This is a genomic window from Nocardiopsis sp. NPDC101807 (assembly GCF_044766605.1).
Lineage (GTDB): Bacteria > Actinomycetota > Actinomycetes > Streptosporangiales > Streptosporangiaceae > Nocardiopsis > Nocardiopsis tropica.
Genome location: NZ_JBIWMK010000002.1, coordinates 165,390 through 187,158 on the forward strand (window position 1 = coordinate 165,390; position 21,769 = coordinate 187,158).

The 21,769-nt window shown below is 75.8% G+C and carries 19 protein-coding genes; 11 read left to right on the forward strand and 8 right to left on the reverse strand.

Features of this window, described 5'->3' with window-relative positions; genetic code table 11:
* Positions 1-87: 87 nt before the first annotated feature.
* On the reverse strand, positions 88-891 hold the full coding sequence (locus ACIRPH_RS05880) for an IclR family transcriptional regulator (RefSeq protein WP_402909864.1): 804 nt from the start codon (positions 889-891) through the stop codon (positions 88-90).
* A 177-nt stretch (positions 892-1,068) separates the two neighbouring features.
* Between ACIRPH_RS05880 and ACIRPH_RS05885 the strand changes: the two genes are divergently transcribed.
* The 7 genes from ACIRPH_RS05885 to pcaD all read left to right on the forward strand — a co-directional run bounded on the left by ACIRPH_RS05885 (position 1,069) and on the right by pcaD (position 8,087).
* On the forward strand, positions 1,069-1,917 hold the full coding sequence (locus ACIRPH_RS05885) for a CoA transferase subunit A (RefSeq protein ID WP_402911590.1): 849 nt from the start codon (positions 1,069-1,071) through the stop codon (positions 1,915-1,917).
* Complete coding sequence (locus ACIRPH_RS05890; RefSeq protein WP_402909867.1) at positions 1,914-2,669, forward strand: CoA-transferase subunit beta; 756 nt, start codon at positions 1,914-1,916, stop codon at positions 2,667-2,669. The genes ACIRPH_RS05885 and ACIRPH_RS05890 overlap by 4 nt, the downstream gene beginning before the upstream one ends.
* 102 nt (positions 2,670-2,771) lie before the next feature.
* Positions 2,772-3,950, forward strand: a complete 1,179-nt coding sequence (locus ACIRPH_RS05895) for a thiolase family protein (RefSeq protein ID WP_402909870.1) — start codon at positions 2,772-2,774, stop codon at positions 3,948-3,950.
* Positions 3,951-4,058: 108 nt separating this feature from the next.
* Entirely contained in the window at positions 4,059-4,814 is a 756-nt protein-coding gene (gene pcaH, locus ACIRPH_RS05900; protein ID WP_402909873.1) for a protocatechuate 3,4-dioxygenase subunit beta, read from the forward strand.
* Positions 4,811-5,374 carry a protocatechuate 3,4-dioxygenase subunit alpha gene (gene pcaG / locus ACIRPH_RS05905; protein WP_402909876.1) on the forward strand — a complete coding sequence of 188 codons (564 nt, stop codon included), beginning with the start codon at positions 4,811-4,813 and terminating at the stop codon, positions 5,372-5,374. The genes pcaH and pcaG overlap by 4 nt, the downstream gene beginning before the upstream one ends.
* Positions 5,375-5,386: 12 nt before the next feature.
* Positions 5,387-6,964, forward strand: coding sequence for a 3-carboxy-cis,cis-muconate cycloisomerase (pcaB, locus tag ACIRPH_RS05910; protein WP_402909878.1), 1,578 nt, complete (start codon positions 5,387-5,389; stop codon positions 6,962-6,964).
* Positions 6,954-8,087 carry a 3-oxoadipate enol-lactonase gene (gene pcaD, locus ACIRPH_RS05915; RefSeq protein WP_402909881.1) on the forward strand — a complete coding sequence of 378 codons (1,134 nt, stop codon included), beginning with the start codon at positions 6,954-6,956 and terminating at the stop codon, positions 8,085-8,087. Before pcaB ends, pcaD begins: the two co-directional genes overlap by 11 nt.
* A gap of 85 nt (positions 8,088-8,172) precedes the next feature.
* Here the strand turns inward: pcaD and ACIRPH_RS05920 are convergent, their stop codons facing one another.
* The 7 genes from ACIRPH_RS05920 to ACIRPH_RS05950 form a co-directional block, all read right to left on the reverse strand.
* Positions 8,173-9,012 (reverse strand): SAM-dependent methyltransferase, encoded by an 840-nt coding sequence (locus tag ACIRPH_RS05920; protein WP_402909883.1) that lies wholly within the window; start codon positions 9,010-9,012, stop codon positions 8,173-8,175.
* A gap of 608 nt (positions 9,013-9,620) precedes the next feature.
* Positions 9,621-10,361 (reverse strand): hypothetical protein, encoded by a 741-nt coding sequence (locus tag ACIRPH_RS05925; RefSeq protein WP_402909885.1) that lies wholly within the window; start codon positions 10,359-10,361, stop codon positions 9,621-9,623.
* Positions 10,358-13,339 carry an SNF2-related protein gene (locus ACIRPH_RS05930; protein ID WP_402909888.1) on the reverse strand — a complete coding sequence of 994 codons (2,982 nt, stop codon included), beginning with the start codon at positions 13,337-13,339 and terminating at the stop codon, positions 10,358-10,360. The genes ACIRPH_RS05925 and ACIRPH_RS05930 overlap by 4 nt, the downstream gene beginning before the upstream one ends.
* A gap of 129 nt (positions 13,340-13,468) precedes the next feature.
* Positions 13,469-13,621 carry a hypothetical protein gene (locus ACIRPH_RS05935; protein ID WP_402909890.1) on the reverse strand — a complete coding sequence of 51 codons (153 nt, stop codon included), beginning with the start codon at positions 13,619-13,621 and terminating at the stop codon, positions 13,469-13,471.
* A gap of 2 nt (positions 13,622-13,623) precedes the next feature.
* Positions 13,624-13,842, reverse strand: coding sequence for a DUF397 domain-containing protein (locus tag ACIRPH_RS05940; protein ID WP_402909893.1), 219 nt, complete (start codon positions 13,840-13,842; stop codon positions 13,624-13,626).
* A gap of 271 nt (positions 13,843-14,113) precedes the next feature.
* Positions 14,114-15,523 carry an MFS transporter gene (locus ACIRPH_RS05945; RefSeq protein WP_402909895.1) on the reverse strand — a complete coding sequence of 470 codons (1,410 nt, stop codon included), beginning with the start codon at positions 15,521-15,523 and terminating at the stop codon, positions 14,114-14,116.
* Complete coding sequence (locus ACIRPH_RS05950) at positions 15,520-16,344, reverse strand: glycerophosphodiester phosphodiesterase (RefSeq protein ID WP_402909898.1); 825 nt, start codon at positions 16,342-16,344, stop codon at positions 15,520-15,522. Before ACIRPH_RS05950 ends, ACIRPH_RS05945 begins: the two co-directional genes overlap by 4 nt.
* Before the next feature lie 590 nt (positions 16,345-16,934).
* Here ACIRPH_RS05950 and ACIRPH_RS05955 point away from each other — a divergent pair.
* From ACIRPH_RS05955 to ACIRPH_RS05970, 4 genes are all read left to right on the forward strand, one after another.
* A complete protein-coding gene (locus tag ACIRPH_RS05955; RefSeq protein WP_402909900.1) occupies positions 16,935-17,309 on the forward strand; it encodes an Rv3235 family protein in 375 nt (124 codons plus the stop codon).
* Positions 17,310-17,895: 586 nt separating this feature from the next.
* Complete coding sequence (locus ACIRPH_RS05960) at positions 17,896-19,794, forward strand: S9 family peptidase (RefSeq protein ID WP_402909902.1); 1,899 nt, start codon at positions 17,896-17,898, stop codon at positions 19,792-19,794.
* 478 nt (positions 19,795-20,272) lie between these two features.
* Positions 20,273-21,280, forward strand: a complete 1,008-nt coding sequence (locus ACIRPH_RS05965) for an NlpC/P60 family protein (protein ID WP_402909904.1) — start codon at positions 20,273-20,275, stop codon at positions 21,278-21,280.
* Positions 21,281-21,463: 183 nt separating this feature from the next.
* Positions 21,464-21,640 carry a hypothetical protein gene (locus ACIRPH_RS05970; protein WP_402909906.1) on the forward strand — a complete coding sequence of 59 codons (177 nt, stop codon included), beginning with the start codon at positions 21,464-21,466 and terminating at the stop codon, positions 21,638-21,640.
* The last annotated feature ends 129 nt before the right edge of the window (positions 21,641-21,769 follow it).

A 21,769-nucleotide genomic window follows, 5' to 3' on the forward strand; every position in this document is an offset into this window, starting at 1 on the left:
GGCGGAGGGGGCGCGGCGCGGAGGCAGCCGGGCCTCACCCCGTCGCGCCTCCCGCCCCCGCTCCGGGGGAGGCCGCGCGGCGCGGCCTCAGCGGCCGGAGCCGCGGCGCGACACCGAGGCGAGGTCGGACCCGATGCGCGAGGCCGTCTCCAGCAGGGCGGGCAGCAGGTCGCGGCGCACGTCCTCGATCGAGGTGCGGCCGGCGTGCGCCGACACGTTCGCGGCCGCGACCACCCGCCCCTCCGCGTCGCGCACGGGGGCGGCCAGCGAGCGCAGCCCCTCCTCGAGCTCCTGGTCCACGATCGCGTACCCCTGCTCGCGCACCCGCCGCAGCTCGGCGCGCAGCTCGTCCGGGTCGGTGACCGTGAACCGGGTCAGGGGCCGGAGCTCCACGCGGTCCAGGTAGGCCTCCAGGTCGCGCTCGTCGCGCCCGGCCAGCAGCACCCGCCCCATCGAGGTGGCCGACGCGGGGAACCGCGTGCCCACGGTGATGGCGACCGCCATGATCCGGGAGGTCGCCACACGCGCCACGTACAGCACGTCGTCGCCCTCCAGCACCGACACGGAGGCGGATTCGTGCACCCGGGCCGACAGGTCCTCCAGGTGCGGCTGGGACACGTCCGGCAGGCCGGCCGAGGCCACGTAGGCGTAGCCGAGGTCGAGCACGCGGGGGGTGAGGGAGAACAGGCGTCCGTCGGTGCGCACGTACCCCAGGTCGACCAGGGTCAGCAGGAAGCGGCGGGCGGCGGCGCGGGTCAGGTCGGTCTCCCGCGCGACCTCGCTGAGGGTCATCGACGGCCGCTCCGCGGAGAAGGCGCGGACGACCGTCAGGCCGCGTTCCAGGGACTGCACGAAGTGGGCGCCGCGGGCCGGTTCTTCTTCGTCGGACATGTGGTCTTCCTGGTTCGTGTGCGGACCTCGGGAGGGGTGTCCCCGGAAATGTTCTCATACCGAACAGGTCGGGCCGTCCGTGCCGTTGCCTTGACCCTGTCAGGGATCGGCGCTACCTTCGTACCCAAGGTGTTCGCTGTGAGAACATCCATTCGCTATACGAACGGGAGGTTCTCCATGATCGTGCCCCTGGACGAGGCGGTACGCGATCTCGTCCACGACGGCGACACCGTCGCCCTGGAGGGGTTCACCCATCTCATCCCCGTGGCGGCGGGGCACGAGATCATCCGCCAGGGCCTGCGCGACCTGACCCTGGTCCGCATGACCCCGGACATCGTCTACGACCAGCTCATCGGCGCCGGGTGCGCGCGCAAGCTCGTCTTCTCCTGGGGCGGCAACCCCGGCGTGGGCTCGCTGCACCGCTTCCGCGACGCCGTCGCCCACGGCTGGCCCGTTCCGCTGGAGATCGAGGAGCACAGCCACGCCGGCATGGCCAACCGCTACGTCGCGGGCGCCTCCGGGCTGCCCTTCGCCATCCTGCGCGGCTACACCGGTACCGACCTGATCGGGAACAACCCCAACATCAGGGCCGTCACCTGCCCCTTCAGCGGGCAGGAGCTGGCCGCCGTGCCCGCGATCAACCCCGACGTCACGGTCGTGCACGCCCAGCGCGCCGACCGCGACGGCAACGTGCAGCTGTGGGGCATCACCGGGGTCCAGAAGGAGGCCGCCCTGGCGGCCGAGCGGGTCCTGGTCACCGTGGAGGAGGTCGTCGACGCGCTCGACCCCGTCCCGGGCGAGGTCGTCCTGCCCGCCCGGGTCCTCGACCGGGTCAGCGTCGCCGCGGGCGGCGCCGCGCCCTCCTACGCCCACGGCTACTACGAGCGCGACAACGAGGCCTACCGCGCCTGGGACGCGATCGGCCGCGACCGCGGGGCGTTCACCGCCTGGCTCGCCGAACTCACCGCGGCCGCGCCGCCCCCCGCCGGCCCGGCCGCGCCCGAGCCCGCCGGGAGGGGCCTGTGACCACCGCGGCCTGGACCTCCGACGAGATCATGACCGTCACCGCGTCCCGCTCGCTGCGCGACGGCATGTCGTGCTTCGTCGGGATCGGCCTGCCCAGCACCGCCGCCAACCTGGCCCGCCGCACACACGCCCCCGGCCTGTGGATGGTCTACGAGTCCGGGACCCTGGGCGCGGTCCCCGACCGCCTGCCGCTGTCCATCGGCGACGGGATCCTCGCCGACACCGCCGACACGGTGGTGCCGGTCCCGGAGGTCTTCAACTACTGGCTCCAGGCCGGGAGGATCGACGTCGGCTTCCTCGGCGCCGCCCAGCTCGACCGGTACGCCAACATCAACACGACCGTCATCGGCGACTACGCCGACCCGAGGGTGCGCCTGCCGGGGGCGGGCGGGGCGCCCGAGATCGCCGCGTCCTGCCGCGAGGTGGTCGTGATCATGCGGCACAGCCGGCGGGCCCTCGTGGAGAAGGTGGACTTCGTGACCTCGGTCGGCCACGGCTCCGGTCCCGGCGACCGCGAGCGGCTCGGCCTGCGCGGCGCCGGCCCGGTGCGGGTGATCACCGACCTCGGCGTCCTCGAACCCGATCCCGTGACGCGCGAGCTCGTCCTGACCGGCGTGCACCCGGGCGTGGCGGCGGACCAGGTCCGGGAGGCGACCGGATGGGACCTCGCGGTGGCCGAGGGCCTGGCGGTCACCCCCGAGCCCACCGGTGCCGAGCTCTCGGTGCTGCGCGCCCTGACCGGGGCCGCCTGAGGGGCGGCGGAGGCGCCGCCCTACAGTTACCTAACAGTGTTAGGTTCCATCTCGCCCGCGGCCGCGCCCGATCCGGCCGCACCACCCCCCAGGAGGTCCGCGGTGACCGACGTATACGTGCTCGACGCCGTCCGCACACCCTTCGGCAAGTACGGCGGCGCCCTCTCCGGCGTACGCCCCGACGACCTGGCCGCCCACGTCGTCGGCTCGCTCGTGCGGCGCGCGCCCGGCCTCGACCCCGCCGACGTCGACGAGGTCGTCCTGGGCAACGCCAACGGCGCCGGCGAGGAGAACCGCAACGTCGCCCGCATGGCGTCCCTCCTGGCAGGGCTGCCCACCTCCGTCCCCGGGGTCACCGTCAACCGCCTCTGCGGTTCCGGCATGGAGGCCGCCGTCCAGGCCTCCCGCGCCATCCAGACCGGGGACGCCTCCCTCGTCGTGGCCGGGGGAGTGGAGTCCATGAGCCGCGCCCCCTGGGTCCTGCCCAAACCCTCCAAGGGCCACCCCGCCGGCGACGCCACCCTGCACTCCACCACCCTGGGCTGGCGCATGGTCAACCCGCGCATGCCCGGGAGGTGGACCGTCTCCCTCGGGGAGGCCACCGAGGGGCTGGCCGAACAGCACGGCGTCACCAGGGAGGACCAGGACGCCTTCGCCCTCGCCAGTCACGCCAAGGCGGCCCGGGCCTGGGCGGACGGGGTCTTCGACGGAGAGGTCGTCCAGGTCGGGGACGCGCGCCTGGACCGTGACGAGTGCATCCGCGAGGGCTCCCCCGACAAGCTCGCCGGACTCCGGCCCGCCTTCCGCGCCGAGGGCACCATCACCGCCGGGAACGCCTCCCCCCTCAACGACGGGGCCGCGGCCCTGCTGCTCGGCGACCGCGCCGCCGCCGACGCCGCCGGCCTGGAACCCCTCGCCCGCATCGCCGGGCGCGGCGCAGCCGGGGTCGACCCCGACGTGTTCGGCATCGGCCCGGTCCGCGCGGCCGAGACCGCCCTCGACCGCGCCGGGATCGGCTGGGGGGACCTGGCCGCCGTCGAGCTCAACGAGGCCTTCGCCGCCCAGTCCCTGGCCTGTGTCCGCAGCTGGAAGGGCCTGGACCCCGACATCGTCAACCCCAACGGCGGCGCCATCGCCATCGGCCACCCGCTGGGAGCCTCCGGCGCCCGTATCCTCGGCTCACTCGCCCACGAGCTGCGCAGGCGCGGCGGGGGATGGGGGCTGGCGGCGCTGTGCATCGGCGTCGGACAGGGCCTCGCCGTCGTCCTGCACGCCGAGTAGGCCGCCACCGCACCACGGGCCCCGGTACGGCGCACCCCGCCGCCGGGGCCGCCCCGCACACCGCGGACCGCAGGGATCCGGAGCCGCACGAACGAAGGGACGCCCCCCATGCCCACCGCACCCGACGCGCCGTCCGGGCTGTCCGTCCCCGGCTACGTCCGGGACCACGACACCCACCCCCCGCTGGACCACCCCGGCTACCGGAGCACGGCGCTGCGCCACCCCCGGCGCCCGCTCACCCTGCTCCCGCACACGCTCACCGAGATCACCGCGCCCGTCCTGGGCGAGGACCGCGTCGGCGAGCACGACCACGACCTGACCCGCGGGCACGACGGGGAGCCCCAGGGGCAGCGCATCATTGTGCACGGGCAGGTGCGCGACAGCGGCGGAGCGGCCGTGCCCCACACCCTGGTGGAGGTCTGGCAGGCCAACGCCGCGGGACGCTACCGCCACACCGGCGACACCTGGCCCGCCCCCCTCGACCCCCACTTCACCGGGGTCGGCCGCGCCATGACCGACGCCGGGGGCCGCTACCGGTTCGTCACCGTCCGGCCCGGCGCCTACCCGTGGCGCAACCACCGCAACGCGTGGCGGCCCGCCCACATCCACTTCTCCCTCTTCGGCCGGGCCTTCACGCAGCGACTCGTCACCCAGATGTACTTCCCCGACGACCCCCTGTTCTTCCAGGACCCGATGTGGAACTCCGTACCCGACCCCCGGGCCCGCGAGCGCATGCTCGCCCGGTACGACCACGACGCCACCCGGCCGGAGTGGGCCCTGGCCTACCGCTGGGACATCGTGCTGCGCGGACGCGAGCAGACCCCGTTCGAGTCCGACGAGGAGATCCTGGAGGACGACGAGTGAGCGCCCACCCCACCACCCCCGCCCAGACGGTCGGCCCCTACCTCCACATCGGCCTGCCCTGGCCGGACGGCCCCTACGCCGTCGCCGAGGGCGCCCCGGGCGCGGTGTGGATCCGCGGAACCGTCTACGACGGGGCCGGGGAGCCCGTCACCGACGCCCTCGTGGAGACCTGGCAGGCCGACCCCCAGGGCCGGTTCGACCACCCGGACGACCCGCGCGGGGCACGGTCCCACCCCGGCTTCCGCGCCTTCGGGCGCTGCCCCACCGGCGCCGACGGCGGCTACGGCATCCTCACCCTCAAACCCGGGGCCGTCCCCGGCCCCCACGGGGACCAGGCCCCCCACATCGACGTGTCCCTGTTCGCGCGCGGCATGCTGCACAGGGTCGTCACCCGCCTGTACTTTCCGGAGGAGGAGGCCGCCAACGCCGCCGACCCGGTGCTGAACAGCATCGGCGACCCGGCCGCGCGCGCCACCCTCGTCGCGGGGGCGGCGCCGGACGGCTACCGTTTCGACATCCGCATCCAGGGGGACGGCGAGACCGTCTTCTTCGACGTCTAGCGAGGAACCCCCATGACCGGCCTGTTCGACGGTGTCCTCGACCGCGGTCCCGTGGCCGGGGCCACCGACGACACCGCCTGGCTCCAGGCGCTCCTCGACGTGGAGGCGGCCCTCGCGCACGCCCTCGCCGACACCGGGCGCCTCGCACGGGACCGGGCGCGGAGCATCGCCGCCGCCTGCGCCGCCGACCGCTACGACCCGGCCGCCCTGGGGCGCGCCGCCGCGGGCGGCGGCAACCCCGTCATCCCCCTGGTCGAGGAGCTCACCGGCCGCGTCCGCGCCCTCGACCCCGCCGCCGCCCGCCACGTGCACCGGGGCGCCACCAGCCAGGACGTCCTGGACACCGCGGCCATGCTGGTCGCCCGGCGCGCGGGCGGAGCGCTCCTGGCCGACCTGCGCGGACTCGCCGACGAGCTGCGCGACCTCGCCGCCGCGCACCGCGACACGCCCATGGCCGGACGCACCCTGCTCCAGCAGGCCCTGCCCACGACCTTCGGGGCGGTCGCCGCCGGATGGGCCAACGGCCTGGCCGAGGCCGCCGACCAGCTCGACCGCGTGCTCACCGGCCGCCTGGCCGTCCAGCTCGGCGGCGCCGTCGGCACCCTGGCCTCCCTGGGAGAGGACGGCCCCGAGGTGACCGCGGCCCTGGCCGCGCGCCTGGACCTGGCCGACCCCGTCCTGCCCTGGCACACCGAGCGGGGCCGGATCGCCGAACTCGCCGCGGCCCTGGGCCGGGTCTGCGGCGCCGCGGGGACCGCGGCCCAGGACGTCGTCCTGCTCGCCCAGACCGAGGTGGGCGAACTGGTCGAGGACGGGGGGCCCGGCGTCGGAGGGTCCTCCACCCTCCCGCACAAGCGCAACCCCGTCGCCGCCGTCAGCGCGCTGGCCTGCGCCCGCCAGGCCCCGGGACTCGTCGCCACCCTCCTCGCCGCCCAGATCCAGGAGCACCAGCGCGCCGCGGGCGGCTGGCACGCGGAGTGGCTGCCCCTCAACGACCTGTTCCGCCGTACCGGCGGGGCCGTGGCCTGGCTGCGGACCAGCGTCTCCCGGCTGGGGGCGGACCCCGGGCGGATGCGCGCCAACCTCGGCCTCACAGGGGGCCTGGCGCTCTCCGAACGGGTCACCACCGACCTGGCCCCCGAACTCGGCCGGTCGGAGGCCCACCGCCTCGTCGCCGACGCCTGCCGCGAGTCGGCGGCCTCCGGCGGGGACCTGGCCGACGTCCTCACCGCGCGCCTCGACGGGGTCCGCACCCGGGAGCGCGTCCTCGCACTCCTGGACCCCTCCGGCTACCTGGGGGCGGCGGCGGTGTTCACCGACCGGGTCACCGGGGGGAGGACGGGCCGCGGAGCCGCCACGGCCACGGGGCCCGGCCCGGGGCCGGACGCGGGCGGGTGCCCCGGGGACCCGTGTGTCTCCGGGACCCCCGGGACGGGTACGGGGACCGGTGGGCCGGAGGAGCACGCGGCGCCGGACCCCGGCGGCGCACCGCGGGCGCACGGGCGCGCGGAGGCACCCGGCCACGACCCGCGGTCGGGGCCCGAGGACACGGATCGTGAGAACAACGGAGGACGCATCCATGAGCGTTGACCTGCACCACGTCGAGAACGGACCGGCCGACGCGCCGCCGCTGCTGCTCGGGGGGTCCCTCGGCGCCACCGTGGACATGTGGGAGCCGCAGGTCGAGGCGCTGTCCACGGTCTTCAGGGTGATCCGCTTCGACCACCGGGGCCACGGCCGCTCACCCGTCCCCGACGGCCCGTACACGATGGCGGACCTGGGCGGGGACGTCGTCGCCCTCATGGACCGGCTGGGCATCGGCAGCGCCCACTACGCCGGACTGTCCATCGGCGGCATGGTCGGGCAGTGGCTGGCGGTCCACCGCCCCGAGCGGATCGACCGCCTCGCCCTGCTCGCGACCTCCCCCTGGATGGGACCGGCCCGGAACTGGCGCGACCGGGCCGCCCTGGTGCGCGCCGAGGGCACCGGGGCCGTGGCCGGCTCCGTGGTGGAGCGCTGGTTCACCCCCGGCTTCCTCGACGCCCACCCCCGCGACGCCGCCCGGCTGCGCGACCAGATCGCCGCCACCCCCGCCGAGGGGTACGCGGGCTGCTGCGGCGCGATCGAGACCTACGACCTGCGCGACGAGCTCCACCGCGTCACCGCCCCGACGCTGGTCGTCGCGGGCGCCGACGACCCCTCCACCCCGCCCGCGGGCAACGCCGAACTCATCGCCGAGCGCGTCCCGCACGCCCGCCTGGCGGTGCTGGACGACGCCGCGCACCTGCTGTCCTGGCAGCAGGCGACCAGGGTGAACACCCTCCTCACCCAGCACTTCGCGTCCGCCGACCGCCGCGCGGCCGGGACGCGGGTGCGCCGGAGCGTGCTGGGCGAGGCGCACGTCGACCGGGCCGACGCGCGCACGACCGGCTTCACCGAGCCCTTCCAGGACCTGATCACCCGCTACGCGTGGGGCGAGGTCTGGACCCGCCCCGGGCTGGACCGCCGCACCCGCAGCTGCATGGTGCTGACCGCCCTCGTCGCCCACGGCCACTGGGAGGAGGTCGCCATGCACGTCCGCGCCGCGCTGCGCAACGGGCTGACCCCCGACGAGATCGGCGAGGTGTTCCTCCAGGCGGCGGTCTACTGCGGCGTGCCCGCCGCGAACCGGGCCTTCGCCATCGCCCAGGAGGTCCTGGCCGAGGACGCCTGAGCGCTGCCCGCCCGCAGGGGCCGCGCCCCGTACACCGCCCCGCGTCGCGGCCCCTGCGGGCCGCGACGCGGGGCGCGGACACGGGTCAGCGCTTGAACGCCACCCCCGACAGCTCCCACAGCTTCACGCCGGGGTCCTCGGGACGGAACCGGGGGGGCACGTCGGGGTGGCGCCAGGAGGCGCAGTCCACGGCCCTGGGGCCGCCGTCCTCGCGCCCGTCGGTCCACGGGCTGGCCAGTTCGAGGCCCTGGAAGACCGCCGAGGCCTCCTCCGGGCTGCGCACGCGCCCCCACGGCGTGCCGAAGGAGAGGATCTTGTCGGTCATCCACGCGCCCGAGGCGGGGTCGTCGGAGACGATGTGGGAGAAGATGACGCAGGACCCGGGGGCCAGCCGCTCCATCAGCCTGTGCACCATCCCGAACGGGTCGTCGTGGTCCGGCAGGCAGTGCAGGAGGGACACCAGCATCACGCACACCGGCAGTTCGGTGTCGATCAGCCGCCGGGTCTCGGGGGCGTCCAGGACCCGGTCCGTGTCCCTGATGTCCGAGAGCAGGAACGCCGTCTCCGCGCTGTCGTTGATCAGCGCCCGGCCGTGCGCGAGCACGATCGGGTCGTGGTCGACGTAGACCACCCGGGCGTGGGGGTTGGCGCGCTGCGCCACGTGGTGGGTGTTGTTGGCGGTGGGGAGCCCCGCTCCCAGGTCGAGGAACTGCTCCACGCCCCGGGCCGCCACGTACTCGACGGCCCTGGAGAGGTAGGCGCGGTTGTCGTTCGCGAAGGAGACGAGTTCGGGAGTGCCCGCGGCGAGCACTTCGCAGGCCTTCCGGTCCGCCTCGAAGTTGTCCTTGCCGCCCAGCAGGTAGTCGTACATGCGCGCGATGCTGGGGGTTTCCATGTCGATGTCGGGGGGGAAGCGATCGGCCATCAGATGTCTGGGGCTGTACCCGGTCCGCGGACCGGGCAGAGGGGGCCCCTGCCTCCTTCTTCGTCGTGTTCGCGTACCGGTCGGCCCGCCGGTGCGGGCCGACGCGGCGGTGGCGGGTCCCCGGCACGGGGGCGCCGTCGTGGAGCGCGGGGCTCCTGGGGCGGAGCCGCCGGTGCTCGGGGAGGGGTGCGCCGGACCGGGAGCGGCGAGGGGATGCCGCCGGACGGCTTCCGGGGTGTCGCCGCTCCGGCCGGTGTGCGGGACGGGGCCGCTCCGGGGTGCGGAGGCGGGGGCCCGGCCCGGCGGCGCGGAGGGCGCGCGGGGGTCCCGGGGTGCGGAGGCGAGTGGGGACCGGAGCCGGGAGAGCGGTCCGGGACGGAACGTCGGCCCGGAGCGGACCAGGGCCGCCATCGGTCACCCCCTCGCTCTGCCCGCGCGCGTGCGCGCCGATCGCCGGTCTGTGCGCGGCCCCGGACCCCTCGGCGCGAGGGGCCGCCCTGCGGCGGGGAGGCCGTGCAGCGATCTTCAGGCGAATCGTAGCCGCGTTCGTCCGCGCCCACCGGCGTTTTCCGTAGAAAGGCGGAGAGCGCGCACCGGGTCGCCGCGCCTCACGCCACGGGACGGCCGAACCCGGGCAGCTCGTCCGCCACGAGCCCCGGGGCGGAGGCCCTGACGCGCTCGCCCGCACCGCCCGGAGGGGTCGGCGGGGCCGGGAGCGCGGGCGCCGACCAGAACACGGCGGCCGAGGTCGCCGCGGCGTCCGGCGGGACCGGGGAGGAGGGCCCTCCGGTCCCGCCGCGGCCCTCCTCCGGCGCTTCCGCGCCGCCGCCGGACACGGCCCCCTCCGGCGCCGGAGGCCCCTGCGCGGCGGCGGGGGAGAGCGCCCTGACCCGGGCCACCAGGGCGCGGCGGTCGAGCCCCAGCCACCGGGTCAGCGCGAACGGGTCCCGGTCGGCCTCCGCGCCCAGGGCCGCCGCGACCGCCTCCAGGTGGGCGCACCTGGACTCCCAGCCCTCGCACGAGCACGTCGCCACCAGCGCGTCCCAGCCCCGGGGGACCAGGCCCCACCCCAGCAGGGCGAACACGCGGTCCGCCGCCACGGGCAGCTCCTCCGCCAGGATCCTGGCCCGGAACACCGGCTGGGAGGCCAGCGCGGCGCACACGCGCTCCCGCTCCGGCTCGGGCGGCACCGGGCGGATCAGGCTCACCTCGTGCACGCTCCCGCGGCCGCCTCCGGCGCGCACCCGCGCCGCGACCTCCCCGGGGCGCACCGACAACCGCTCCACCGCCGGGGCGGCCCCGGCCGGCGCCCCCAGCGCCTCCGACAACAGCTCCGACCAGCCGCTCATCCGGCCACCGCCTCCGGGGACAGCCGGACCACCTCGCGCAGGTCCTCCACCGACAGGGACGCCAGCCACTGCTCACCGGTCGCGACCGCGCTGTCCGCGAGCGCGCTCTTGCGCCCGATCATCTCGTCCACCCGCTCCTCGACCGTTCCCACGCACACCATCTTGCGCACCTGCACGTCACGGCGCTGCCCGATGCGGAACGCCCGGTCGGTGGCCTGGTTCTCGACGGCGGGGTTCCACCAGCGGTCCACGTGCACCACGTGGTTGGCCGCCGTGAGGTTCAGCCCCGTCCCGGCCGCCTTGAGCGAGAGCAGGAACACCGCGGGCCCCTCCATGGACTGGAAGCGCCGGGTCATCTCCTCCCGCTCGGCGCGCGGTGTGCCGCCGTGCAGCCACAGGACCGGCACCCCCAGGCGCGAGCGCAGGTAGGGCTCCAGCCGGTCGCCGAACCGCGCGTACTGGGTGAAGCAGAGCGCCTTGTCGCCCTCGGCCGCCGCCTCGCCCAGGATCGACTCCAGGCGGTCGAGCTTGCCGGAGCGGCCCGCCAGGGCCGAACCGTCCCCGAGGAACTGGGCCGGGTGGTTGCAGATCTGCTTGAGCCGCGACATGGTCGCCAGGACCAGGCCCCTGCGCTCCTTCTCCGTGGCCTCCGCCATCCGCTCGGCCATCTCGTCGACCACGGCCTTGTACAGCGAGGCCTGCTCCGGGGTGAGCGTGCACCAGGTGCGCATCTCCATCTTCTCGGGCAGGTCGGCGATGATCGACCGGTCGGTCTTGAGGCGGCGCAGCACGAACGGACCGGTCATCCGGCGCACCAGGCCGGTGTCGGGCCCGTCCTCGCCCGTGACGGCCCGCTCGAACGCGGCGGCCGAGCCCAGCAGGCCGGGGTTGGCGAAGTCCATGACCGACCACAGCTCGCCGAGGTTGTTCTCCACCGGTGTGCCGGTGAGCGCCACACGCGTGGCCGCGGGCAGGGAGCGCACCGCCGCGGCCTGGCGGGTCCCGTGGTTCTTGAGCGCCTGGGCCTCGTCGCACACGATCCGGTGCCAGGGCATGCCGGACAGCTCCTCCGCGTCCCGGGTGACCACGCCGTAGGTGGTCACCACCAGGTCGCAGCCGCCCACCAGGCGGGCGAGCGCGTTGCCGGACGGCCGGTCGGGACCGTGGTGGACGTGCACCCGCAGGTCGGGCGCGAACCTCTCCGCCTCCCGCCTCCAGTTGCCCACCAGCGACACCGGGCACACCAGCAGGGTGGGGCCGGGAGCGGGGTCGCGGAGGCGCTCGTCGGCGAGCAGCGCCAGCAGCTGCACGGTCTTGCCCAGGCCCATGTCGTCGGCCAGGACCGCGCCCAGCCCGAGCTCGCCCAGGAAGCGCAGCCAGGCCGCGCCCCGGTCCTGGTAGGGGCGCAGCACGGCCCGGAAGCCGGCCGGGGCGCCCATGGGGCGGGGCTCCGCCTCGGCCCCGCCGTCCAGCAGGGCGCCCAGGGGCCCGTCCGCGACCACGTCGCCCACGGGCAGGGGCGCGGTCCCCGCCACCCCGAGGGCCGTGCGCAGCGCCTCGTCGGTGCGCATGCGGTGGCCGCCGCGGCGGGTGACCAGGTCCAGGGCGGCGGAGACCCTCTCGGGGTCCATCTCCATCCACCGGCCGCGCACGCGCACCAGGGAGCGCTTGAGACGGGCCAGCTCCCCGAGTTCGGCCAGCTCCTCCCCGGTCAGGGGCTCGGCGTCGCCCCCGTCGGACCCCGTTCCGCGCAGGAGCGCCTCGAAGGACACGGAGACCAGGTCGGAGGGGCCCACCCCGCCCCCGCCGCGGCGCCGCGGCGGCCCGGCCTCCTCCACCTTCACGCGCAGGCCGATCCCCCGGTGGCCGCTCCACCCGGGCAGGACCACCGCGAACCCGGCGGCCGTCAGGCGGGGCGCGGCCGAGGACACGAACTCCTGCGCGTCCTCGGTGGTGAGCATCAGGCGGGAGGGGGCCAGGTCGCGCAGCGCGCGCCGCAGACGGGGGTAGTGGCGGGCGGCGCGGGCGAGGTCGGCGAGGGCGGTGGCGCCCACGTCGGCGGGGAGCCGGTCGGCGCCCTCGCCCAGCCAGACCTGTTCCAGGGGCAGGCGCAGCCCGGGGTCGGAGACCGAGCGGACCCAGAACTCGACCGTCCAGGGGCCGCCCCGCTCGGGTTCGCGCAGGACGAGGAGGAGGGTGGCGCGCCCCGCGCCGCGCAGCCGGGAGCGCCAGTCACGGAGGGGGCCGCGCAGGCGGTCGGCGGTCCCGGCGTCCACGGTGTCCCGCGTTTCGGTGAGGGCGGCGGCGAGGCGCTGCCCGGGGGTGGCCGTGCCGTCGTCCGGCCCGGTGGCGCGGCGGGGCCGGGCGGCCAGCCGCCGGGCGACGGCGTCCGTGAGGAGTTCGAGGGGGGCGAGCACGCAGGAGCGGGCGGCGCGGTCCGGGGGCTCGCCGGGCATGTGGGCGCGGGCCGAGGGCGGGAGGGCGGCCGTGAGGGCGGCCAGGTGCTCCTCCGCCCAGTCCACGGGCGCGGGGCGCCACCGCGCCCGTGGCGGGCTCCCGACCAGGTCGGGAAGGACGCAGCCCGTGGCGACGAGCTGCTCGGCGAACTCCCGGACGGCCGCCAGGTGGCGGAGGGAGGGGCCGGTCGGCACCGGGGGGGCGGCGGCCAGGAAGGCCTCGGCCCCGGCGGGCGTCAGGCGGAGCGCGGGCACCCGCCAGGGGTGCAGGGCCGCGGGCTCCCCGTCGGCGGACGTGGAGGGGGAGGGGGCGCGGGTGTCGCCGGGGAGGGTGAGGGCGAGGTCCAGCGGCGGGGCCGCCCCGGCGCCGGGCAGGGTGCGCAGCTCGGCGGTTCCCGCGGCGAACGGGTGCGGGCGCGGTGACCCGCTCCCCGTCCCCCCGCGGCCCTCGCGGGACGGGGCGTCCGTCTCCGCCCAGACCGCCAGCGCGTCCCCGACCCACACGCCGTGCACGACCCGCACAGCACCTCCCGCGTTCCCCCGTTGCCCGTCGGCCCAGTATCCCCGTGACCACCGACAGCCGGGGCACGGGGGACGCGGAGCGGGCCGGGGGAGGCGCGGGCGCGGACGCTTCGTCGGGGCCCCGGCGCGTCAGCCGCCTCCGTCGCCCGCACCGCCGCCGTCGCCGCCGGATCCGGACGGCCCCGCCGCGTCCTCCCCCGACCGCGGGGAGGCGCTCGCCAGGGACACGACCAGCGCGACGAGCATGGCGAGGACCAGCAGGTACACGGCTGTGCTCGCCACGGTCACAGCCTCGCCGCGCGGAGGAAGACCGCCCATTCCCGGCGCGGGAGGTCCAGGCGCCCCCGGCGGGGGTGCCGGGAGTCGCGGAGAGCGGCGCCGGCGGGAGGGCCCGCGGCCGTCGCGCGAGTGCCGTCCGCGGGGGGCGGCGTGCGCAAGGCCACCTCCACGCATTCCCCCCGTTCGAGGGAGTGGCTGGACTTGAAGAATGCGAGGTCGCTCATCCACGTGGTCTACCCGCTTCCGGCGCGATGGCGCTGTCCGGTTGTGGCCAGGGTCACACGAGTCCTGCGGTTCCAGGGGTCCGTGCGCCGTCGGGGTGCGGGTCGGCGGCGGCGCGGCCTCCAGGGGGCGGCGCCCCCTGTCGGGCCCGCGGGTCCGAGTCCCGCCGCCGGCGGTGGACGGGGGTCGACATAATGAATCTACGTCGTAAAGGTGGCCGTTCGTCACAGCACGGACGGGCCCCGGCCGAAAACCGGGGCCCGTCATCGGGGATCAGAGGTTCTTCGGAACCTCGTTGCCCACCGCGACGATCCCCTCGCGCATGCGCGTCCGCCACAGCAGCACCCCTCCGAGGAGGAAGAACGCGATGAGCGACAGGATCGCCATCCGGTAGCCGCCGGTCAGGGACACCGCGATCGTCACGGTCAGCGACCCCAGGAACGTCGACCCCCGGTCCGAGATCTGGAAGAGGCTGAAGTACTCCGCCTCCTTGCCCTTCGGGATGAGCTGGGAGTACATCGACCTCGCCAGGGACTGCGTCCCGCCCAGCACCAGGCCGATGCCCACGCCCATGGCGATGAACAGGGGCACGTTCCCCGCCGGCAGGAAGTACGCGGCCGCCACGAGGGCGCCCCACACCGCCAGCGAGGCCAGCACGGTGTTCTTCGTCCCCAGGGAACGGGAGATCCACCCGGTCAGGAACGCGCCGCCGAACGCCACGAACTGGATGACGAGGATCGTGACGATGAGGACGTCCTGCGACAGCCCGAGGTCCTGCGTCGCGAACGGCGCCGCGTAGCGGATCGCCGCCTGCACGCCGTCGTTGAAGAAGATGAAGGCCAGCAGGAACAGGACGGTGTTCGGGTACTTGCGCATGTCCTTGACCGTGTGCCCGAACTCGCGCACCGACCGTCCCACCCGGGGGCGGCCGCGTCCGCGCGCCGCCATCGCGCCGAACCTGTTGCGCAGCGGTCTGACCGCCAGGACGGTGAAGCCCGCCCACCAGATGCCGCAGGAGGCGAACGCGATGCGCGCCGCGTCGTCCGCGCCGATCCCCAGGGAGTCCGCGCTCACCACGAGGCCCAGGTGGGCGGCCAGCAGGAGCGCGCCCCCCAGGTAGCCGATGCCCCAGCCGGTCACCGACACCCGGTCGCGCTCGTCGGAGGTGGAGATCTCGGGCAGGAACGCGTTGTACACCACGATCGAGAGGCCGTACAGCAGGTTCGCCAGCACGAACAGGAGCGAGGCCAGCATGTAGCCGCCGTCGGCGAAGTACAGCCCGAGGGTGGACAGCGACCCGGTGAGGGCCAGCCAGAACAGCCACCGCTTCTTGTGGCGGGACTGGTCGACCATCGCCCCCACGACGGGCAGGCAGATGATCTGGAGCAGGATCGCGACGGTGGTCAGCGCGGGGTAGAGCGCGTTCGGGTGGAGGGTGAGGAGCTCGGTCCCGAGCGGGGCGACGGTCAGCGACGGGTCCAGGCAGGACGCGGCGTCGGGGGCGCCGGCCGACACGCAGGCCAGGTTGCTCAGGTAGGGGCCGATGAGGACGGTGACCACCGAGGTGATGAACACCGAGTTGGCCCAGTCGTAGAGGTACCAGCCGCGCTGTTCGCGCCTGCGCCGGGCCGGGTCGCTGGAGGGGGCGTTGTCCGCCGCCGTGGGGTCGCCCATGGGGGTCATCCGTTCTGGGGGGTGGGGCCGGGGCCGGTGGGGCGGTCCGTCCACTGGCCCCGGCGGATGAGGATCCGCCGCAGCGCGGTGGTGTTGTCGGTGACGATGCCGTCCACGCCCGCGTCGAGCAGGCGTTCCATCACCCTGGGGTCGTTGACGGTCCACACGTGCACCTGCATGCCCAGGCGGTGGGCGGTGCGGATGAGGTCGCGGCTGAGCACGGGGAAGCGGCCCTGCCACAGGGGGATCTGGGCGCACGCGGGGGCGCGGGCGGCCAGGGGGCGCAGCAGGGGGGAGAGGGAGGCGGCGCGCAGGCGGACCACGTCGGCGGGGCCGCAGGAGGTGGCGACGGGGCGGTCGAAGAGGCGCCTGGCCAGGTCCAGGCGCCTCTGGTCGAAGGAGCCCACGCACACCCGGTCCCAGGCGCGGGTGCGGCGCAGGACCCGGATGAGGGGGAGGACGGCGGCGTCGGCCTTCAGGTCGATGTTGAACCGCACGCCGGGCCAGGAGCCGAGGAGGTCCTCCATGAGCGGTACGGGTTCGCGGCCGCCCACGCGTGCGCGGGCGACCTCGCTGAGGGGCAGGTCGCCGATGGCGCCGGTCCTGTCGGTGGCGCGGTCCAGCGTCCGGTCGTGGAAGGCCATGAGGGCGCCGTCGGCGGTGGCGTGGACGTCCGTCTCCAGGTACGTGTATCCGAGGTCGACGGCGTGCTGGAAGGCCGCCGCCGTGTTCTCGAGCTCGGTGCTGCGCACGCCCTGGTCGTCGGTGAGCCATCCGCCCCGGTGGGCGAGGGCCACGGGCACGGGGGAGGAGAGGTACGCGTGAGTCACGCCTTGCAGTATGCCGGTTGTGCGGTGCGGCGCGTCCGGCGCCGTGGGGCGCCCGGACATCCGGAAAACCTGGAATGCCCGGTGGGGCGGGCGGTGGGCGGCGTGCTCTGTGGAGGGGTGTAGGCGGACGTCATCCTCGTCGAAGGGACCCGTTCATGTCGACCACCCCTCCACGTCACCGCTGTCCGTTGCCCGCGTGCCGTTCGGCGGCCGCGGTCCGCCGCGGCCCTTCCGCCCACCGGGGCCGGGCCGGTGGGCCGACCAGCGACGGGGCCCGGGGGCCGGAGTCCCTCCCGGGGCGCGGTGGGCCGGGCCGTCCGTCGCCGGCCGGCCGTTCCGGGGAGGGCGCGCACGCGGTGCCCGTGTCCGGTTCCTCCGCCGGGTCGGGGGTCGCGCGGGAGGCGGGGGCGCCGGTCGCCCGTCGCTCCCCGGGGCCGCACCGCCGGTCCGCGGCGGCGGGTCGGCGGCCGGCGGCGCACCAGCCCCCGTCCGGGGCCCGGGTGTCGGGCGGGCGTCCGCGTCCGGTGCGGACCCCGGCCCGGGCCCCGCTCGCCGGGGCGGCGGCGGGTCGGTGCGCCGCCGGCCCGCTGTTGGCGGGCCACCGGACGCCGGGGGAGGTGTACCTGCTGGCCCAGCGGTTGGCGGAGGTGCTGGTGGGTCGCCGTGCGCCGGAGGTGCTGCGGGACCAGTTGGCGGTTCCGGTCCGTGAGGAGCTGCGTCGGCTGCGGGGGGCGATCCCGTGCGGGTTGGCCCCCCGGTTGGGGCGGGTGTTCCACCAGAGGGCGGACGCGGGCGGGTCGGGTGCTCCCGAGGTGGAGGCGAGTGCGGTGATCGGCTGTGCCCGGCGGTCGAGGGTGTTCGCGTTCAGGGCGCGGCGGGTGGAGGGGCGGTGGGTGTGCGTGCGGTTGGAGACCGACAGCGCGGTCCGGAGCCGGACCGGGGTTGCGGTGGAGCGCTCGCCGTGAGGGGTGCGGCGGGGTGCGGCGTCCGTGCCCGCGGTGTGCGGGGGGGCGTCCCCCGGCCGGGGTGCGGCCGCCTTCCGCTGAGGCCCGCGGCGGTTCTGCCGGGGCTGGGCGGGGCGGCGTGAGGGGGCGGGGTGGTGCTCGTGCTGCGCCCGCTGCTCCGACGCGGGCGCCCCGTCCCGGCGGCGGTGCTGTTCGGCGCCCTCGGCGTGGACCGTGCCGCAGAGCCCGCGGGGGTGCCCGCCCGGGGCGCGGCGCCGTGGCGGGGCCCGGGGCCGGCGGCACGTGCTCCGGCGGGGTTCTTCCGGGGCGGGCCGGGCGGTGGGTCCGTGCGCGGGCGGCCCTTCGCGGGGCCGTCGGCGGCGGTCGTCGCGGACGGGCCGGGAAAGTGCCTGGATTTCCGGCTACGGGCGTGGATAGGGTCCCCCTGGGGTGGTCTCCCGACCGGAGGTCGTCCCGTGTTCGAGCGGTCGCGTCCCGAGGTGGTCGCGCCGTACCTGGTACGCGGAGGCTCCGGACGACGGCGCCCCGCAAAGGGATAAGGAGGGGGCGGTCTCGGCGCCCCCCGCGCCGGGGCGGCCGTCCGTGTATGAAACCTGCTGACATCGTCCACCTGCACAGCCTCAGCGCTCCGACCCTGTCGCCGGACGGCCGGCGCGCGGTCTTCGCCGTGACCCGACCGGACCTGGAGGAGGACGCCTACCTCGGTTCCCTGTGGTCGGTCCCCACGGACGGGTCGGCCCCGCCCGCCCGCCTCACCCGGGGCGCCAGGGACAGCGGTCCGGTGTTCTCCCCCGACGGGCGCTGGATCGCCTTCCTGCGTCCCGACGAGGACGGGCGCGCCCAGATCCACGTGCTGCCGGCCGACGGCGGCGAGCCCTGGAAGGTCACCTCGCACCCCCTGGGCGCCGGGGCGCCCTGCTGGAGTCCGGACTCCGGCCGCCTGGCCTACACCGCCAGGGTCCCCGAGCCGGGCCGGTACGTGGACGTGGAGCCGGGCAAGGAGCCGCCCCGGCGCATCACGCAGCTCAAGTACCGGTTGGACGGCCTGGGGTTCACCAACGACCGCCGTTCGCACGTGTTCGTGTCCGCGCCGGTGGACGCCTCGGGCGAGGCGGGCGAGCCGGTCCGGGTGACCGGGGGCGACTTCGAGCACGCCGACGTGGCGTGGCGGCCCGACGGCTCCGAGCTGCTGTTCGCCGCCTCGCGGCACGGGACGCGCGACACCGACCTGGTGCAGGACGTGTGGGCGTGCGCACCGGAGGAGGGGGCGCTGCCCCGCCGGGTGACCGCGGGGGACCTGGACGCCTGGGGCGGCCGGTTCTCCGGGGACGGTTCGACGGTGTTCTTCAGCGGTGACGAGATCGGCCCGGGCCTGGACGACTTCGTGGGGCAGACGACCGGGGTGTGGTCGGTCCCCGCGGACGCCTCGGCGGCGCCGACGCGTCTGACGCCGGGGGAGGGGCCGCGGATGACGGGTCCCCTGCTGGTGGTGGCGGACGGGGTGCTGGGCCTGGCGGAGAACCGGGGCGCGGTCGATCTGGTGCTGGTGCCCTTCGGGGGCGGTGTGCCGCGGGTCCTGGTGGGGGACAAGGTGCAGGTCCAGTCGTTCGACAGCGCGGGCGGCGTGACGGTCGCGGTGGTGGCCGACGGGCGCTCCAGCGGTGAGCTGGTGGTGGTGTCCGGGGACGGTGTCAGGCGGCTCACGGGGTTCGCCCGGGGTCCGGCCCCGCTCCCGATGGCCGAGTTGACGGCGCACGCGCCCGACGGGTACCCGGTGCACGGGTGGGTCACCCTTCCCGAGGGGGAGGGGCCGCACCCGGTGGTGCTGATGGTCCACGGCGGCCCGTTCGCGTCCTACGGCCACCAGTTGTTCGACGAGACCCAGGTGTACGCGGCGGCGGGGTACGCGGTGGTGATGTGCAACCCGCGCGGGTCCTCGGGGTACGGGCACGAGCACGGCCGGGCGATCATCGGCGCGGTGGGCGAGGTGAGCGCGGGCGATGTGATGGCGTTCCTGGACGCGGCCCTGGAGGACGGGCGGCTGGACTCCTCGCGCGTGGGTGTCATGGGCGGTTCGCACGGCGGCTTCATGACGACGTGGATCGCGGCGCACCACGGCGGGCGCTTCCGTGCGGCGATCAGCGAGCGGGCGGTGAACTCGATCGACAGCTTCCACGGCTCCTCCGACATCGGTCCGCTCTTCCCGCGGCCGCTGTACGGTCCGCCGGAGGTGTGGGCGGGGGAGAGTCCGCTCACCTATGCCGACCGGATCGGGGCGCCGTTCCTGATCATCCATTCGGAGGAGGACTGGCGGTGTCCGGTGGAGCAGGCCCAGCGCCTGTTCGCGGCGCTCAAGCTGCGCGGGCACGAGGTGGAGATGCTGTTGTTCCCGGGTGAGGGGCACGAGCTGTCGAGGTCGGGGCTGCCCAGCCACCGGGTCGCGCGTTTCGAGGCGGTCCTGGACTGGTGGCGGCGCCACCTGTGACGTCGGTCGGGGGCGGGGTGGATCCCGCCCCCTTCCCCTGGTTCTCGTGATACACGTCTCTTTTCCTGGGGTTCTTGACCTGGTTTTGGTGTGTCTCGAACGGGGATGATGTGTGCCCGCTTCGCGGGAGCAGTCGGGTTTTCCGCTCCGGTGGCGCGGCCTCGCAGGTCAGGGGGTTGCCCAAGGCGAGGTAACGAAAGGGTCGCGTTCCGCTCTTGTCGTGAATTAGTGTTCCCTCAGGTCGGAACGCACCGCTCGGTCACCATCAGGGTGACGGCGTCCGGTTTCCGTCGAACCCCGCCCGTCAGCAGCTCTCTTCCCGAGGGCGGGGGCCACCGCAGCACGCCCGGCACACCTCCCGCGGCCTTCGCGCCGCGTACCGGGACCCCCTACCGCTCATCCCCGCACACCTGCCACAGGTGTGTCCGCGGGATGCCCTGCGTTGGTAGACGGGTGTGGGAGAAAGGCAGTCGATCCCTTGACTCGCAACCCCGAACCCGGTTCGCGTGGAAGGCGCCGCGGCGCGACGGTCGGTTTCGTCGCCCTCGGCGCGCTCGCCCTCTCCTCGGGGCCGGCCCTGGCCGAACCCACCGCGGAGGAGGCGCAGCAGCGCTACGAGGAGCTCCAGGAGGAGCTCTCGGTGCTGAACGAGGCCTTCAACCAGGCCGAGGAGGACCACTCCACCGCGCGGACCGAGCTGGAGGACATCGACGCACGGCTGGCCGAGGCCCAGGAGGACCTTGACGCCATGTCCGGCCAGGTCGCCGGGATCGCCCGGGTCGCCTACACCGAGTCCACGCACAGCCTGTTCACGGTGCTGTTCGACAGCTCCCCCGACGCGGCGCTGCAGAACGTCGCCGACCTCAACTTCCTCTCCGAGGGGCAGGAGGTGGTCCTGGCGGACTACGTCGTGGAGGTGGAGCGCGCGGAGGAGCTGCGCGAGCAGGCCGCGGCCGCCGAGGAGGGGGCCGCGCAGGCCCTGTCCGAGGCCGAGTCCGCCCAGGAGGAGGGCGAGGCGGCTCTGGAGGAGCAGGCCGCGGTGCTGGAGAGCCTGGGCGGGGTGGACCCGACGGCGGGCGCCGCAGGGGCGGCCGCCGCCGGCGGGGACGCGGGCGCGGTGTCCGGGGACGTCCAGGCGGTGCTGGACTTCGCCCGCGCGCAGATCGGCAAGCCCTACGTGTGGGGCGGCACCGGGCCCGACGGCTACGACTGCTCGGGCCTGGTCCAGGCGGCGTGGGCCCAGGCGGGCGTGAGCCTGCCCCGCACCACCTACGACCAGGTGAACGCGGGCACGCGCGTCTCGCGCGACGAGGTCCAGCCGGGGGACCTGCTGTTCTTCTACAGCGAGTCCGCCCCCAGCCACGTGGGGATCTACTCCGGCAACGGGATGATGATCCACGGCTCCAACCCCTCCAAGCCGCTGGAGGAGGTCGAGCTGGCCGCGTACTGGGACGGCGTCTTCTCCGGGGCGGTCCGCGTCGGCTAGCGGACCCCGCCGGGCACGCGGGGTCGCCCGTGCCGCCGGGCGGCGACGGGCGCCGGGTCCGGGGCCCCTCGGGCGTGCTCCCGGGGGGCGGGGCCGGCGTCCGCGGGCGCCGCGCCCCCCGGGTTCGCGGTGGGCCGAGGGGTGCGCGCCCGCCCGGGTGGGCGCCCGCGTATCCTTCGGCCCATGGGACGACTTCTGTTCAGGGTCGCCGCCGGCGTGGCGGCGGTGCTGGCCTTCTTCTGGCTGCTCTCCGCGGTGGTCGGCCTGCTGATCTGGGGCGTGGTCGTCGCCCTGGCCGTCGGCGTGGTCGTGCTCGGGGTGAGGATGCTCAGGGCCGAGTCCGCGGGGAGGGGCCGCTAGGCCGTCTGCCGGGGCGGGCCCCGGTGGGCTGCTCCGGCCGGCCTCCACCGCCGGTGCGGCGCGCCCGGGGTGATCCCGTGACACATCGGTGAAGGCCGCGGCGGTTCGGGGAAACAGGGCTATAGTGAC